We start from the raw sequence: 14,200 nt of genomic DNA, 5'->3' as shown, positions 1-14,200 counted from the left end.
CGCCGCAGAGGGGGCACTCCCCCGCGAGCGGCGTCCGGTATGCACTCTCAAACAACCAACCCACGGAAGCCTAACTCCCCCGCACGCCGGTATGCCATCTCTCCCCGCATTTAGCGCACGGAGCACCCGCTTTCTCGGGGATAAATTTCTTGGGATAGATTTCTAGGGGATAAACCAAATGTTCCTAATGGTATCCGGACCTCCCCAGAACATGTGGACCCACGCAGCGGAGGCCAGCACCCCGAGAAGGACCAGCCCCGGGCGGTAGACGCGACTCTTGGGCAGATAGGAGGCCACCAGCAGGGAGAGGGTAAACATCGGCAGGATGATACGAGGCGTGGAGGTAATGGGGAGCCAGAAGATGAAGAGGTATCCGGCGTAGCAGGCCGTCCACAGCCACAGTGCGGGGTGTAGCAGGGAGCGATTGCCCTTGAGCGAAATCCACCAATAGAAGCCCAGGATGAGCGCCACGAAGAATAGCGCCACGATTTCCCAGGGAAGGGATCCGCCAAGGTATTCGTCCCATTGCTTGACCCACTGGATAAAGATAAGGTGTCCCTCTTCAGGCTTGCGACCGCTCCATCCCAGTTCCGTCGCGAGGTACGCATCGGGGCGTCCGGTGCGGAGGGCGGCGTGCAGGGGGTGCACGAAGGCGAAGGAGCACACCACCAGGGCGCTCAGAAGCTGGCCGAGGCGGCCGCGGAACGCAGCCCACGCATCCGAGAGCGATAGCCGCAGGATGCCGCCGGTGCGGTCGCGGTAGTCGGCAACCGTGCACCAGAGCCACCACAGACCCACGAAGGCACCCAGCGGCACACCCACCGGCCGGGACAGGGCCGCGCAAAGGGCCACGGGGAGCAGCAGAAGGTAGCGGTTACGCACCACGCACCACGCGCACAGGGCCAGGAACAGGGTCGAGAGGGCTTCAGCGTAACCGGTGACAAAGATTGGGCTTGCGGGGCTCAGGGCGTACACGGCCAGGGCCCACAGCGCCAGGCGGTTGCGGGATTCATCCCCCGCCTGCGGGCGGGTGTCGAAGACGCCTCGGGCACTCCAGTTCAGGGAACCCACGAAAAGGCGGTAGAGCACGAGGGACAACGCGCACCCGGCCACAAGAGTCACCAGGACCGACGCCAGGCGGTAGTCAATACCGAAAACATTGGATACCCCACCGCTGAGCACCGACTGCAGGGGCATGAACGCCCAGGTGTTGTGGTTTACCGTTCCGTCGGGAAGGAAGGGCAACTCCTGGGGGTAGCCGTGTTTATAGATACGCTCGTAGAAGAGGGCGTCCCAAATGTTCAGGTAAGACAGGTAGTCGAGGCTCCGGTTGACCTTGCTCATGGGATGCTGCAGGTCTCGGGAAAGGGAGAGCGCAAAGATGCCGAAGTGAACCGCGCAGGAAAGAATCCAGATCAGCAGCGCCGGGACCCAGGTGCGGTAGGCGGGCAGCCGACGAATAGGGCGAGCATCCGAGGAATCAGCCGTTGCAGGGAGGGTAGACCGAGCCGTCCCCGCACTCTTCGTCGAGACGCGGGGCTCGTCGGGGGTCAACGCTTGATCGCTGATGTTTGAGGTAGTGGAGGAGGGCGCGGCCCGGTTCAGATGTTTAGCCATACTGCTCTCGAGTGTATAGTCCGATGGGGTTTTGGATACCCTGGTGCTGAAACTGCTATATGTGATGTGTTTTGGTGAATAACTTACCTATAGGATACCGGTAGGTTATGCCGTTACGACGTTGAACGCGGTATCCGCGGGAAATATGACGCAGACTGATTCGTGCGATTTCGACACACGACGCTGAAGCTCTAAATGGCTACCCGGGCAGATAAGAGACACCCCAGCAGCCCCTCCCAAAACGCAACGCTCCCCCGCTACACACGGTAGCTGAGGGAGCGTTACGTCTATCAGGAGCTAAAAGCCCCAGGATGCTTAGTTTTCGACCGAGCGGAATGCCACGACAGCGTTGTGGCCGCCGAAGCCGAAGGAGTTCGAGATGGCGACGACCTCACCGGCGGGCAGTTCGCGTGCCTCGGTGACAACGTTCAGGTCAATCTGCGGGTCCCTGTTGTCAAGGTTGATGGTGCAGGGTGCGGTGCGGTGGTGCAGCGCGAGAACGGTCAGCACGGCCTCGAGAGCGCCAGCGCCACCGAGCAGGTGGCCGGTCATCGACTTGGTTGCGGAGACAGCAATGTCCTTGGTGTGCTCGCCGAAGGTTTCGTGGATCGCGATTGCTTCGGGGAGGTCACCGGCGGGGGTGCTGGTCGCGTGGGCGTTAATATGCACCACGGTCTTGGGGTCGATGTTGCCGTCTTCGAGGGCTTCGCGCAGCGCGCGAGTTGCGCCGAGCGCTGCGGGGTCGGGCGCGGTGATGTGGTAGGAGTCTGCGGAGACGCCGGTACCGGCGAGCTCTGCGTAGACGCGTGCGCCGCGAGCCTTGGCGTGCTCTTCGGACTCGAGGATGAGGGCCGCTGCACCTTCACCCATGACGAAGCCGTCGCGGTCGACGTCGTAGGGACGCGATGCCTTCTCGGGCTCATCGTTACGGGAGGAGAGCGCCTGCATCTTGGCGAATGCCGCCATGGGCAGCGGGTGGATGGCAGCTTCGGAGCCGCCAACGATAACCACGTCGGCCTTGCCGCTACGAATCATCTCGGCGCCAATCTGCATGGCCTCGGTGGAGGATGCGCAAGCCGAGACAACGGTCTGGGCTGCCGCGCGTGCCTTGAGGTTCATAGAAACCGCGGCTGCGTTGCCGTTGGGCATGAGCATCGGCACGGTCATGGGCAGGACGCGGCGGGGACCCTTTTCGCGGAGGGTATCCCAGGCGTCCAGGAGGGTCCACACACCGCCGATACCGGTACCGAAGGCGACACCGGTGCGAAGGGGATCGACTTCCTCGGCAGATTCAGCGTCGGGGCCGGAGAAACCTGCGTCTTCCCACGCCTCGCGAGCTGCGATGAGGGCGAGCTGTCCCGAAGGATCGAGGCGCTTGGCTTCGACCTTGGTGAGGCGGCCGGATTCGAGGGGTTCAACGGCAAGCTGACCGGCGATGTAGACCGGTAGGTCGTATTCCTGAACCCAGGGCTGATCAATCGTGGAGACACCGGAAACGCCCTTGGTGGCGTTTGCCCAGGTGGTGGGGACGTCGCCGCCGATGGGGGTGGTTGCGCCGAGGCCGGTCACCAGCACTTTTCGAGACATTGTGGCACTTTCTCTTGGGTGGTTTTGTGGGTGGTCTATCCGGTGGTGTGTGGATAAAAACCTGTGGTCCCCGGGAGGCTTCGGTGCGCGGGCACGTTTGCGGGACCGGGGGTATGCAGTGGGGGTATGGTGATGCGGCGCGGACCGGTGAGAGCCCGCGCCGCGTCGGTCGCGTTACAGCTTAGGCTGCGTTTGCGATGAAGTCGACTGCGTCGCCAACGGTCTTGAGGTTCTTGACCTCTTCGTCGGGGATGGTAACTTCGAACTTCTCTTCGGCGTTCACGACGATGGTCATCATCGAGATGGAGTCGATGTCCAGGTCCTCGGTGAAGGACTTGTCCAGCTGAACGTCCTCAACCTCAACGCCGGTCTCTTCGTTAACGATCTCTGCCAGACCTGCGAGGATCTCTTCCTTGTTAGCCATTCAGGGGCTCCTTTTGTTATTTCGATGGTCGTCGCACCCACCGGACGGGGGTACGCGTGCATTACCGAGTTTATCGTGTATGCGCTGTGAACGCATGCGGCAACTCGGAGTGTGTGGGGATCCGTGTGGATCCGGCTCGGGGCCGTTACGGAAGAACGACTACCTGAGCTGCGAAGGCAAGACCCGCGCCAAAGCCAATCTGCAGGGCGAACTTACCGGAAAGCTCCGGGTTTTCCTTGAGCAGTCGGTGGGCTGCCAGCGGCACGGATGCGGCGGAGGTGTTGCCGGCATCGACGATGTCGCGCGCAACGGCGACGGTGTCGGGAAGCTTGAGGGTCTTGACCATCTGGTCGATGATGCGGGCGTTAGCCTGGTGCGGGATGAGGGCACCGAGCTCGTCGGGGGTAATGCCGGCTTCTTCAAGGGCCTTCTTGGCGACCTTGGCCATCTCCCAGACGGCCCAGCGGAAGACGGAGGGGCCATCCTGGCGCAGGGTGGGCCAAATCTTCTCGCCTTCCTGCACGGGGTTGGCAACGAAGTCGCGGTTGCGAATGTCGAGAAGGGAGTGGGTCATGCCGACGGTATGCCAGCGGGAGCCGTCCGAACCCCAGACGGTGGGGGCGATGCCGGGCTCGTCGGAGACGCCGACAACTGCGGCACCCGCGCCGTCGCCGAGCAGGAAGGAGATGGAGCGCTCGGTGTTATCGATGAAGTCCGACAGCTTTTCAACGCCGATCACGAGGACGTTCTTGGCGGTACCGGCGCGCACAAGTGCATCCGCCTGAGCGATGCCGTAGCAGAAGCCCGCGCAGGCTGCGGAGATGTCGTAGGCGGGGCACTTGGAGCCAATAGCATTAGCGACGATGGTAGCCAGAGAGGGAGTTGCGTAGGGGTGCGAAATGGTCGAGATGATGACCGCTTCGATATCTTCGCCAGCTACACCGGAGGACTGCAGGGCGTCCTTTGCGGCACCGATGGCGAGGTCGGTGACGGACTGGTTCTCGCTGGCGCGGTGGCGAGTAATGATGCCGGTGCGCTGACGAATCCACTCATCGGAGGAGTCGATGGCCTCGACAATGTCATCGTTGTGCACGATGACCTCGCCGCGGGCGGCACCGTAGCCGAGGATGCGGGAGTAGCGGTTGATCTCGTACTGCTTGAGGGTAGTCACGTATTCAATCCTTTATGCTGTTGCGGCTCGCAGGCTGCGGGCTGCTGTCTATGGGGTGAAGCTGAGTCGGTGCCCGTACTTAGGCCTTGAGGGCGTCGAGGTCCTCGGGAGTGTTGATGGCGGTCCCGGGGACGCCGCGCATGGCGCGCTTGGCCAGGCCGACGAGGGTGCCGGCGGGGGCCACCTCGATAATGCCCTCGACGTTACGGTCGAGCAGGGTTGCCATGCACAGGTCCCAGCGCACGGGGCTGGTGACCTGCGAAACCAGGGTCTGCACGAACTCTTCACCCGAGGTGACGACGGAGCCGTCACGGTTGGTCAGAAGCAGCGAGCTCGGGTCGGAGACCTTGAGGGAATCCGCAAATTCCTTGAGGGCGGGGACGGCCGGTGCCATAGCCTCGGTGTGGAATGCACCGGCCACCTTCAGGGGAATCACGCGGGTGCGGGCCGGCGGGTTGGCGGCGAATTCCTCGATGGCGGGGATGGGGCCTGCGGCAACAATCTGGCCGCCGCCGTTGGAGTTTGCGGCAACCAGGCCTGCTGCGGCGATGGCCTCGCGAACGGTGTCTTCAACGCCGCCGAGGACTGCGGCCATGCCGGTCGGGGAGGCAGCGGCTGCCTCCGCCATGCCGTTGGCACGCACGCGCACGAAACGCATGGCGTCTTCCTCGCTGAGCACGCCGGCCAGGGCGGCGGCGGTGATTTCACCGACGGAGTGTCCGGCAAAGACGAGCTCTTCACCCTCGAGATCCTTGAGCGCGAGGCGACCGGTCACGATACCCGCTGCCACGATGAGGGGCTGGGCAATGGCGGTGTCCTTGATGGTTTCCTCTTCGGCTTCGGTGCCGTAGTGGATCAGGTCGATACCTGCAGCCTCGGAGAGTCGTTCCAGGTGCTCGCGCACCCCTTCAATCTCAAGCCAGGGGCTCAGAAAGCCCTTCTTCTGGGATCCCTGACCGGGGCAAACGAGTGCGCGCATGCGGTGCGACCTTTCTGATTTTGGTACTCGTACGCGGCGCCGCAACGGGTGCGGCACCCTCGGATAATCTGTTACCTATGCTACCGCGTTCCACTGCCGTGCATAAAGTTTCAGCGTAAGTTGAACGGTGTATAGCTTAGAGCGAACGTACCCCGCCCATATAGAGAGACGACCCCGGGCGGCCCAACGACGCATTGCCAGGGGCCTCTCCCCCGTGGGTTAGGCCCGGGGGTGGGCGCGGGCATAGGTCTCGGCCAGGCGCCGCATCGACACGTGCGTATAAATCTGCGTTGTCGCAAGCGATGAGTGCCCCAGTAGCTCCTGCACCGAACGGATGTCGGCACCGCCATCGACCAGGTGGGTCGCCGCTGAATGACGCAGAACGTGCGCGCCGGAGGCCTGAGTGTTCTCCACGGTGCGCAGCAGGCGCGTCAGGTCCTCACGAATCTGACGGCTATTGGCCCGCCCGCCGCGAGGCCCGATGAACAGCGCCGTCACCCCGCTTGAGCCCTCGGGAATCCACTGCGGACGCCCCTTGGAAACCCAGCGGTTGAGGGCTTTGAGAGCCGGGGTTCCCAGCGGAACCACTCGTTCCTTGTTGCCCTTGCCCAGCACGCGCACCGTCTTATTCATGCGGTCGATGCTCTGCAGGTCCAGGCCGGTGAGTTCGGAGATGCGCATCCCGGAGGCGTAGAGAACCTCAACGACGGCTTCCAGGCGTAGCAGACGAGGGTTCCGGGGGTCTTCGGCCCGTTGCCGCTGAACGTTTTCGATGAGCTGGCTCATCTGGTCTCGGCTGAGCACAGGCGGCAGATGGCTCTCGCGCTTGGGGGTGCGCATACCGCGCGTGGGATTGGCCTGCACAAGCTCTTCCTCCTGTGCCCAGGAGAAGAAGGTTCGCAGGGTCGAGCCTCGACGGGCCACGGTCGAGCGGGCAGCACGGCGCAGGTGAAGCGAGCCGAACCATTCGCGAATGAGGGAGGCATCGATGCTGTCCACATGCCGCACGCCACGACGAGCCACGTAGCCGAAGAACCCCTCCAGGTCTGATACGTAGGATCGGATGGTCTCCTCGGAACGGTGCTTTTCGTAACGCAGGAAGCGTTCGAACCGCTCGATAACCGGGCGGAAGACCTCACCCGAGACGCCCAGGGCCGATTCACCGTTTGCCGATTCGCCGGAGGCCCGGCCCTCCGGTTCTGCCATCGGTCGGGTGTAGGCAACGGGAAGCGTGGTCGAGGGAGCATCCCGGCTCGTGTCGGACTGCGCAGGATGCGCCGGCTGGTTCATAGCGTCTCCTCTCGACCTCTTGGGTAACTGCCGTAGTACCGGTGGACGGGTACCGATGCGCGCCTCCCAGGGGTGGCACGATGCGTCGGGGTGCAACCGGCTCTCCCCATTCTAAGCGTTGGCTTGCTCCACGGGCCTACACGAGGGCTAAGCCTACACGAGGCCTAAACCTCAGCTGGCGGTGACGCAAGGTGCATCACCGCGTTGAGGTGGAGCCGGGGTGGAGCCTCTCCCCGGCTGTCTTCTCACGCTCCCTTCTTCGGGGGCATCTTACGCCAGCTGGTGCCGTTGCTCTCGGCCAGGCCCAGCCGTTCCAGTTGAGCAAGATCCATCATGACCTCTCGAGCGCCCAGCCCCAGAGCACTGGCGATATCGTCCACACCGCGGTAAGAACGCAAGCCCAAATCGTCCCACACCCTTCCCTGCCGTTCCGTAAGGTCGTCAAGAACGGTGGAGGCCGCCGACTCCTCGGCATCCCAGTCCCCGGCGTGCTCGGCGCCAAGCTCGTATCCCGCGGCGGCATCGTACTCCAACAGGTCGGCAGCCTCCGTCAAAATCTGGGCGAGACCGTCGCGCAGCAGGCGGTTCGTGCCCACCGAGTTGGGCGAGTTAATCTGCCCGGGAACAGCCCAGAGGGGGCGACCTATTTCGAGGGCGTGGCGTGCGGTGTTGAGCGCCCCGGAGCGCCAGCGGGCTTCAATCACGACCGTGTGCCTGGCCAGCCCCGCAATGAGGCGATTGCGTTCAAGAAAACGCCAGCGGGTCGGGGTGTTACCGATGCTCACTTCGCTCATGATGAGCCCGCGCTCGACGATGTTTTTGAGCGTATCGCCGTTCTGAGCCGGGTAGAGACGGTCCAAGCCTCCGGCCATGAATGCAACGGTGGGTAGCTCAGCGGTGCTGTGGGTGAGGGCCGCGCGATGAGCCGTGATGTCGATGCCCATCGCACCCCCGGAGATCACGAGGTACCCCCGGCGGGCGAGCTCAGCAGCCAGGTGCGTGGTCGCCTCGCTACCGTAGATGCTGGGGTCTCGCGAACCCACCAGGGCAGCGCTCGGCAGGTTAGCAAGGTCGAGCAGATGCCGTGAATCCCCCAGGCACCACAGTCCGTAGGGTTGGGCCGGGCCCAGGTCGCGGAGCTGTTCGGGCCAGAGCGGGTCGGCGGGGGTAACGAGCCACGCACCGAAGGTGGCGGCCATATGGGCCTCGGAGGCCAGGGTGCGTTCCATACGGCGGTGCCAGCGCAGACGGCGGGTTGCGAGTTCGGCGTGGAAGGCATCGCGGTTCATCTGATGCTCTCCGGGGCGGTAGTAGTCGCACGTATTCGTCATGAGTCGGGGGCTCTTCTCGTCGCCCACGACCCCGCGTAGAAAATCGCCAATCTGCGGGTCCGGTTCGCCCAGCTCCCAGATCTCGGACGGCACCCTTTCGCCGGTGAGCAGGTAGTACACCGTGAGGGGCGTTCCCAGGCAGGCGAGCGCCTCAACCACAAGCTCATCGGCCGGTTCTGCGCAACGCATCAGCTGGGCGGTACAACAGCGCACGTATTCGCGGCACGCGGCGGCAAGCTCTTCGGGGCTAAGGCCAGGATCGAAGAGCGGAGGTAGCCCGCCGGGTTCCTCGTTCGCAAAAACTCCGTCGGGTTTCTCAGCTCCGGATTTTTCCTCCCGGGCATCAGCCTTTTGAGGGTCGCCGATAGTCTCCTCCGCGCCCCTCTCCCCCGCGACCGCCGAGGGCTCAGGGGCTGCCGAGGGCTCCGCATTTGCCGAAGGCTCAGCGTTCATCAAAGGCTCAGCGTTCATCGAAGGGTCGGCGTTCATCGAAGGGTCGGCCGTCGACGTACCGGAGTCTACATCTTCTTGCCCATCCTGCGGGTTGGGCAGGTACACCGGGTTGAGGCACGCGGCGAGATATCCCGGCTCGCGCGCGGCGCTATAGGGGCTCGGCGAGGGCTCGTTCCCCAGGGAAAGGATGTGCCGGGCCCGCCAGCGGGTCATGGCCCGCAGGTCAAAGTCTGCCTCCAGGGCAAGCTCTCCCTGCACGTACCCCTGCCCCTTCGGCTTAGTTCCGGTCGCGGCGTGTGACGCCCCCTCTCGGGCGTTCTCCTTACTCCGTTTCGTACCGTGACGAGTGGCGGCTGAGCGGCGGTTTATGGTTGAGGTCATTGTTGTTCTCCCCTATCATCATTGATTTTCACGTCTTGAAGACCCTTGGTTCGCGTGCACCACGCGTTAGTGCAGCTGGCCCTGTTGGCGTAGGAACAGGGCCACGTCCAGGTGTTCCCGGCTCGGGTATGCGGCCCCTTCCAGGTCGGCCAGCGTCCAGGCGATGCGCAGCACCCGGTCGTAGCCGCGCGCCGTCAGGTTTCCCCGGTCGACAGCGGCGTTGAGCTCGCCGGTGAGTTTCGCGTCCAGGCGCAGCGGGCCGCGCAGAATCTTGCCGTTCATCTCCGCGTTCGTCTTCAGACCGTAGGGTTCTAATCGCTCGCGCTGAGCCTCACGGGCAGCCAGCACGCGCTCGCGAATCTGCGCCGAGCTCTCATTCATCTGACCTCCCGCAAGCTCCGTGGACGAGACCTTCGGGACCGTCACGTTGACGTCAATGCGGTCCACGAGCGGCCCGGAAAGACGCCCGAAGTAGGCGCGTCGCTCCCGGGGCGCGCAGGTGCACTCGGTACCGAGCCCCACGTTCATGCCGCAGGGGCAGGGGTTGGCGGCCAGAATCAGCTGAAAACGCGCGGGGTACGTGGCGGATGCGGTGGAACGGTCCAGGGTTACAACCCCGGATTCGAGGGGCTGACGTAGGGAGTCGAGGACCGTGCGTTTGAATTCGGGGGCTTCGTCGAGAAAGAGCACGCCGCGGTGTGCTTTAGAGACGCATCCGGGCCGAGGAATACCGCTGCCGCCTCCCAAAATTGCCGGCGCGGAGGCGCTGTGATGCGGAGCCTCGAAAGGAGGCTCACGTACCAGTTCGCTGAGTGCTTCACCCGCCGAGCAGAGGGAGCGGATAGCGGTCACCTCCATCGCCGCATCGTCGTCTAGGGGCGGCAGGATGCTCGGCAACCGCTCGGCCAGCATGGTTTTGCCCGATCCGGGAGGGCCGGTGAGGAGCATATGGTGCCCACCGGCCGCCGCGATTTCCAGGGCGAAGCGGCCCTGCGCTTGACCGGCTACGTCGCTCATATCCGAAGGAATACCCGCGCTTTTCTTGGGGCGGGCCTTCTCCTCGGGGTTCGGTGCGGGCGGGTAGGTTAGCTTCTGGGTCTGTGCCCCCAGAGCCGCGAACACCTCGGCCAGACAGCGGAATCCGCTCACCTGTGCGCCGGGGATGAGGGCCGCCTCCTCCGCATTTTCGGCGGGGACGATGACCCTGCGGTGCCCGGCGGCAACCGCGGCCTTCACGGCGGGCAGGATGCCCGGAACCGGGCGAATCGTCCCGTCGAGGCCCAGCTCCCCCAGGAACACACTGTCCCCGCTCGGGTGTAGCTTCTTCTCGGCCTGCAGTGCGGCCACCACAATGGCCAGGTCGAAGGCCGATCCGCGCTTAGGCAGGGTTGCCGGGGTCAGGTTGACGGTGAGCCGATGCTGGGTCAGGGTAATTCCGGTGTTCTTGGCTGCGGAGCGAACGCGCTCCTTGGACTCGTTGAGGGCGGTATCGGGCAGGCCCAGCAGCACGAAGCCTGGAAGTCCCTGCGAGATATCGGCCTCAACGTCAACGATGTGCCCGCTCAGCCCCACGAGGGCTACGGAGTAGGTGCGTGAGAAACCCATTACGCCACCCCCTTCAGGTGTTCGAAGGTAAAGGTTTCGCAGGTTCCGGTCACCGCAATCGCGTCGATGCGAAAGCGCGCGAAGTCCAGGCTCTCGCGCAGGCGGCACCAGAGAATCGCCAGGGAACGGGTGCGGCGCGCCTTGTCGCGGCCGATGGCGGCGAAGGGGTGCCCAAAGTCCTCGGTGCTTCGGGTTTTGACCTCGATAAAGACGAGCTCATCGTCGGGGTCAATCGCGACAATATCGATTTCGCCGCGAATCTGTTCGTGCTCCAGCCCGGCGGGCGGTCGCCAATTGCGGTCTACGATGCGGTAGCCGTTCGCCTCAAGGATGCGGCTGACCACCTCTTCGCCCCAGCGTCCGACGCCGTGGGCTCGGGGCAGGGCCCGCGGGACTGCGGCGGGGTTCTTCCGGGCGCGTCGTGCGCCTCTGCGGGGCGAGCCACCAGGTTCGTTCGTTCGGGGCGCCTGTGCGGTTGTCTGCGTTGCGATGCTCTGAGGTTCGGGGGTCACGATTCCCTCCCACGGTAGATGGCTTGGTCGTGCTTCTACTGTGCCCGGGCAAACCGGGCCAAGGAATCGGAAAGAAAAAACTGTGGATAACCTCGGCCGCATCGCGGTCAGGGAGGTTATCCACAGCTTCTTATTTGAAATTTTAGGGGTATTTTTTCAAAAACCCGTCGAGGGGAACGTCATATACACACCGGCTACCGGAACACTAGGCGCTAAAATCCGGCATCTCGGGGACCGTGAATTCCTGGTTGGGCAGGCGCTCCTCCACGTTCACATCGCGCACCGAGTAGGCGTGCACCTTCTTCACAAAGCGGTTGGAGCGGAACACATCCCACACCCAGACATCGCTCATGAGCACCTCGAAGTAGAGGGTGCCGTCCTGCACGTGCGGGGTCACATCCACCTGATTTGCCAGGTAGAAGCGCCGGTCGGTTTCCACCGCGTAGCTAAAGAGCGACATGACGTCCTTGTACTCGCGGTACAGCGCCATCTGGGCTTCCGTCTCGTAGTTTTCGAGGTCTTCTGCGCTCATTCTTCCTCCTACAGTCATTCTCTGCTGCGCGTGCGACTCGGGTGTCTCTCAGCGGGTATCTCACCAGCATTGTGGGGTGCTCCGAGCAATACTCAGGCTCCCTCAACGGCGCTTTCCCCTAGCGTTCGGGGCTCTTCTCCCCGGATGCACGGGCCCGCTGCGCAGCCGCTATCTGCTCGGCGGTGGCCGGTAACGACCAGGACAGGCGGTGCATCGGGCTGGGGCCCCGCGCGCTGATTGCCTCACGGTGAGCGGCCGAGCCGTAGCCCTTGTTCTTCGCCCAGCCGTACCCCGGGTGAACCCCGTCGAGGGCCACCATCAGCTCGTCTCGCTCAACCTTCGCCACCACAGAGGCAGCCGCAATCGAGGCGCACTTGTAGTCGCCCTTGATGACCATGGTCACGGGCATAGCCGCGGGTTCTCCCACCCCTTCCCAGGCCCCGGCCAGCAGAGCGTCGTAGCGCGCCTGTGCCGGGTCCGGTGCCAGCGCGCTGAACAGGTCCTCCTGCGGAGGGGTGAACCAGTCGTGCTTACCATCGAGTAGGGCGGCATCGGCGCGGTAGCCTCGGCGTGCCAGAGCAGCCAGGGCCCGCTGGGCGGCAAGCCGCAACGACAGGGTCATGCCCAGCGCATCCACGTCCTGCGGGTCCACGTGGCCCACCTCGACGGCGCACCAGCGGCGGATCTCGGGGACCATGGATTCGCGGCGCGCAGGCGAGAGGGCCTTGGAGTCAATCAGCCCGCCCACCTCAAGGGTGGCGTCCGGGCTAAGAATTGCGACGCCCACGCTGACCGGGCCGGCCATGGAGCCGCGTCCCACCTCGTCGATACCCGCCACCGCGCGAGCCCCCGCCTCGAAGAGTCGCTTCTCATGCTCCAGGTCGGCGGCGGGCTTTGGCGCCCGAGGCTTCGCAGCCTTGGACTTCTCCGCTTTTGCGGGTTCCTCAGCCTGTGCGCTCACCGTCACGGCCTCTCTCCTACTGCTCGGGGGTCGAGGTCGGAGAGGGAACCGAGGAGAACACAGAGCTCTCGTCGGTCAGCAGGCCGAAGTGGTTCAGCGGCCAGGCCACCACGAAGACGTTACCCTGAACGTCATCCTTCGAGATGAAGGCGGTGCCGTCAGAGATGTGGTAGCGGGAATCCGCGGAGTTGCTACGGTGGTCACCCATCACGAAGTACTTGTCCTTGGGCACGGTCACCTTGAAGGCCAGCTCGGAGGGCTGGTTGCCCGGGTACAGGTAGGGCTCGTTAATCTCCACGCCATTGACCTTGATCTTGCCGGAGCCATCACTCTCCACCACGTCACCGGGAGTGCCGATAACGCGCTTGACCAGGTAGTTCGAAGAGGTATCGGGCAGAACACCCACGAAGGAGAGGCCTTCCTTAATGGGGTTGCTGCTCTTCTGGGTCGAAGGAATCCAGCCCTGCGAATCTTTGAACACGATGACGTCGCCGCGCTTGGGCTCATTGAAATAGGAACCCGCCACGTTGATGAACACGCGGTCGTTGACCTGCAGGGTCTGCTCCATCGAACCGGAGGGAATGTAGAAACCGCGCAGCAGGAAGGTCTTAATCAGGAACGCAATAATCAGAGCGTAGAGAACCACGGTACCGCCCTCACGCACCTGAACCCAGGCCCACTCGCCCAGGCGGTCCTCCTCGCGGGCCTTAGCGAAGGTCAGCTCGGCCTGCTCGGCGCGCTTGGCCTTGCGGCGCTCCTTGGCGGTCATGGCCGAGGGGTCCTTGGGCTTCTCTTCGCCCTTCTCAACGCTCTTATCGGCGGTGGTTGCGGCGTCCTCTTCTACCGAGCCCTTGGTATCAGGTGCTTCCGCGGGCTGAGCGGATGCGCTCGCCGCCTCGGCAGCGGCGGGTCGAGCGTCGCCTACGTGGGATTCCTCGCCCTGTTCGGAGGAGGCCAGCTCGGCCTGTTCACGTTTCTTCTCTTCGGCCAGACGCGCGGCGTACTCCTCCATCTCACGGCGCTCGCGACGGGATTGGGGCTTATATCCCTCGGGATAGGGGCTGTTGTTCGCAGTCGTCTTGTCATCTGCCATGCTGAAGAGCCTTTCGTTTGAGAGACATGTAGGCCAACCTGAGTGAGGCGGTACCTAGCTATTGTAACGAGAGCACCCGTGCCGCCGCCTCTTTGACTCGTATAGCGAAGCTCCGCCGAGCCCTACGGCTCGCCGACAGCAGGGGCCGCGGGAGTGCTCCTCCCCCGCTTCTAGACAGCGCATCACCGTATTCGGGGTGCTCGCCCGGATACGCAAAAACCGCCCCACACTCCGCACGGGTGCGGATGGGAGCGGTTTGCAACA

Annotated in this window: 12 protein-coding genes; all 12 read right to left on the bottom strand. The window is 64.0% G+C overall.

All coding sequences use genetic code 11. The features are described 5' to 3' along the window. Positions 1-162: 162 nt before the first annotated feature. A complete protein-coding gene (locus HMPREF2874_RS06520; RefSeq protein ID WP_141754234.1) occupies positions 163-1,617 on the bottom strand; it encodes a hypothetical protein in 1,455 nt (484 codons plus the stop codon). A gap of 315 nt (positions 1,618-1,932) precedes the next feature. Then, on the bottom strand, positions 1,933-3,204 hold the full coding sequence (fabF, locus tag HMPREF2874_RS06515; protein WP_070649545.1) for a beta-ketoacyl-ACP synthase II: 1,272 nt from the start codon (positions 3,202-3,204) through the stop codon (positions 1,933-1,935). A gap of 181 nt (positions 3,205-3,385) precedes the next feature. Next, a complete protein-coding gene (locus tag HMPREF2874_RS06510; RefSeq protein WP_049334085.1) occupies positions 3,386-3,628 on the bottom strand; it encodes an acyl carrier protein in 243 nt (80 codons plus the stop codon). Between the two features lie 145 nt (positions 3,629-3,773). Further along, entirely contained in the window at positions 3,774-4,799 is a 1,026-nt protein-coding gene (locus tag HMPREF2874_RS06505) for a beta-ketoacyl-ACP synthase III (protein WP_070649543.1), read from the bottom strand. 79 nt (positions 4,800-4,878) lie between these two features. After that, positions 4,879-5,778 (bottom strand): ACP S-malonyltransferase, encoded by a 900-nt coding sequence (locus tag HMPREF2874_RS06500; protein ID WP_070649541.1) that lies wholly within the window; start codon positions 5,776-5,778, stop codon positions 4,879-4,881. Positions 5,779-5,997: 219 nt separating this feature from the next. Next, positions 5,998-7,068 carry a tyrosine recombinase XerC gene (locus tag HMPREF2874_RS06495; RefSeq protein WP_083309858.1) on the bottom strand — a complete coding sequence of 357 codons (1,071 nt, stop codon included), beginning with the start codon at positions 7,066-7,068 and terminating at the stop codon, positions 5,998-6,000. A gap of 245 nt (positions 7,069-7,313) precedes the next feature. After that, positions 7,314-9,110 (bottom strand): DNA-processing protein DprA, encoded by a 1,797-nt coding sequence (dprA, locus tag HMPREF2874_RS06490; protein WP_371440549.1) that lies wholly within the window; start codon positions 9,108-9,110, stop codon positions 7,314-7,316. Between the two features lie 189 nt (positions 9,111-9,299). Beyond that, on the bottom strand, positions 9,300-10,838 hold the full coding sequence (locus tag HMPREF2874_RS06485) for a YifB family Mg chelatase-like AAA ATPase (RefSeq protein ID WP_070649540.1): 1,539 nt from the start codon (positions 10,836-10,838) through the stop codon (positions 9,300-9,302). After that, the gene (locus HMPREF2874_RS09230) at positions 10,838-11,221 is read right to left on the bottom strand and encodes a YraN family protein (protein ID WP_070649643.1); all 384 of its coding nucleotides are present in this window, start codon (positions 11,219-11,221) and stop codon (positions 10,838-10,840) included. Before HMPREF2874_RS09230 ends, HMPREF2874_RS06485 begins: the two co-directional genes overlap by 1 nt. A gap of 334 nt (positions 11,222-11,555) precedes the next feature. Continuing rightward, positions 11,556-11,882, bottom strand: a complete 327-nt coding sequence (locus HMPREF2874_RS06475) for a DUF2469 domain-containing protein (RefSeq protein WP_070649538.1) — start codon at positions 11,880-11,882, stop codon at positions 11,556-11,558. Positions 11,883-12,000: 118 nt separating this feature from the next. Continuing rightward, positions 12,001-12,843 (bottom strand): ribonuclease HII, encoded by an 843-nt coding sequence (locus HMPREF2874_RS06470; protein WP_070649641.1) that lies wholly within the window; start codon positions 12,841-12,843, stop codon positions 12,001-12,003. Between the two features lie 16 nt (positions 12,844-12,859). Next, positions 12,860-13,936: a signal peptidase I gene (lepB, locus tag HMPREF2874_RS06465; RefSeq protein ID WP_070649536.1), complete on the bottom strand. Its 1,077-nt coding sequence runs from the start codon at positions 13,934-13,936 to the stop codon at positions 12,860-12,862. Positions 13,937-14,200: the final 264 nt, after the last annotated feature.

It is taken from the genome of Rothia sp. HMSC068F09 (assembly GCF_001812775.1).
GTDB classification, from domain to species: Bacteria; Actinomycetota; Actinomycetes; order Actinomycetales; family Micrococcaceae; genus Rothia; species Rothia mucilaginosa_A.
The sequence above is the reverse complement of the archived record's forward strand: the minus strand, read 5'-3'. Positions and strand labels throughout refer to the sequence as shown.

Excerpts from the sequence above, each read along its gene's own strand:
- HMPREF2874_RS06520 (WP_141754234.1), bottom strand. The coding sequence starts at position 1,617 with ATGGCTAAACATCTGAACCGGGCCGCGCCCTCCTCCACTACCTCAAAC.
- fabF (WP_070649545.1), bottom strand. The coding sequence starts at position 3,204 with ATGTCTCGAAAAGTGCTGGTGACCGGCCTCGGCGCAACCACCCCCATC.
- HMPREF2874_RS06510 (WP_049334085.1), bottom strand. The coding sequence starts at position 3,628 with ATGGCTAACAAGGAAGAGATCCTCGCAGGTCTGGCAGAGATCGTTAAC.
- HMPREF2874_RS06500 (WP_070649541.1), bottom strand. The coding sequence starts at position 5,778 with ATGCGCGCACTCGTTTGCCCCGGTCAGGGATCCCAGAAGAAGGGCTTT.
- HMPREF2874_RS06495 (WP_083309858.1), bottom strand. The coding sequence starts at position 7,068 with ATGAACCAGCCGGCGCATCCTGCGCAGTCCGACACGAGCCGGGATGCT.
- HMPREF2874_RS06485 (WP_070649540.1), bottom strand. The coding sequence starts at position 10,838 with ATGGGTTTCTCACGCACCTACTCCGTAGCCCTCGTGGGGCTGAGCGGG.
- HMPREF2874_RS06475 (WP_070649538.1), bottom strand. The coding sequence starts at position 11,882 with ATGAGCGCAGAAGACCTCGAAAACTACGAGACGGAAGCCCAGATGGCG.
- lepB (WP_070649536.1), bottom strand. The coding sequence starts at position 13,936 with ATGGCAGATGACAAGACGACTGCGAACAACAGCCCCTATCCCGAGGGA.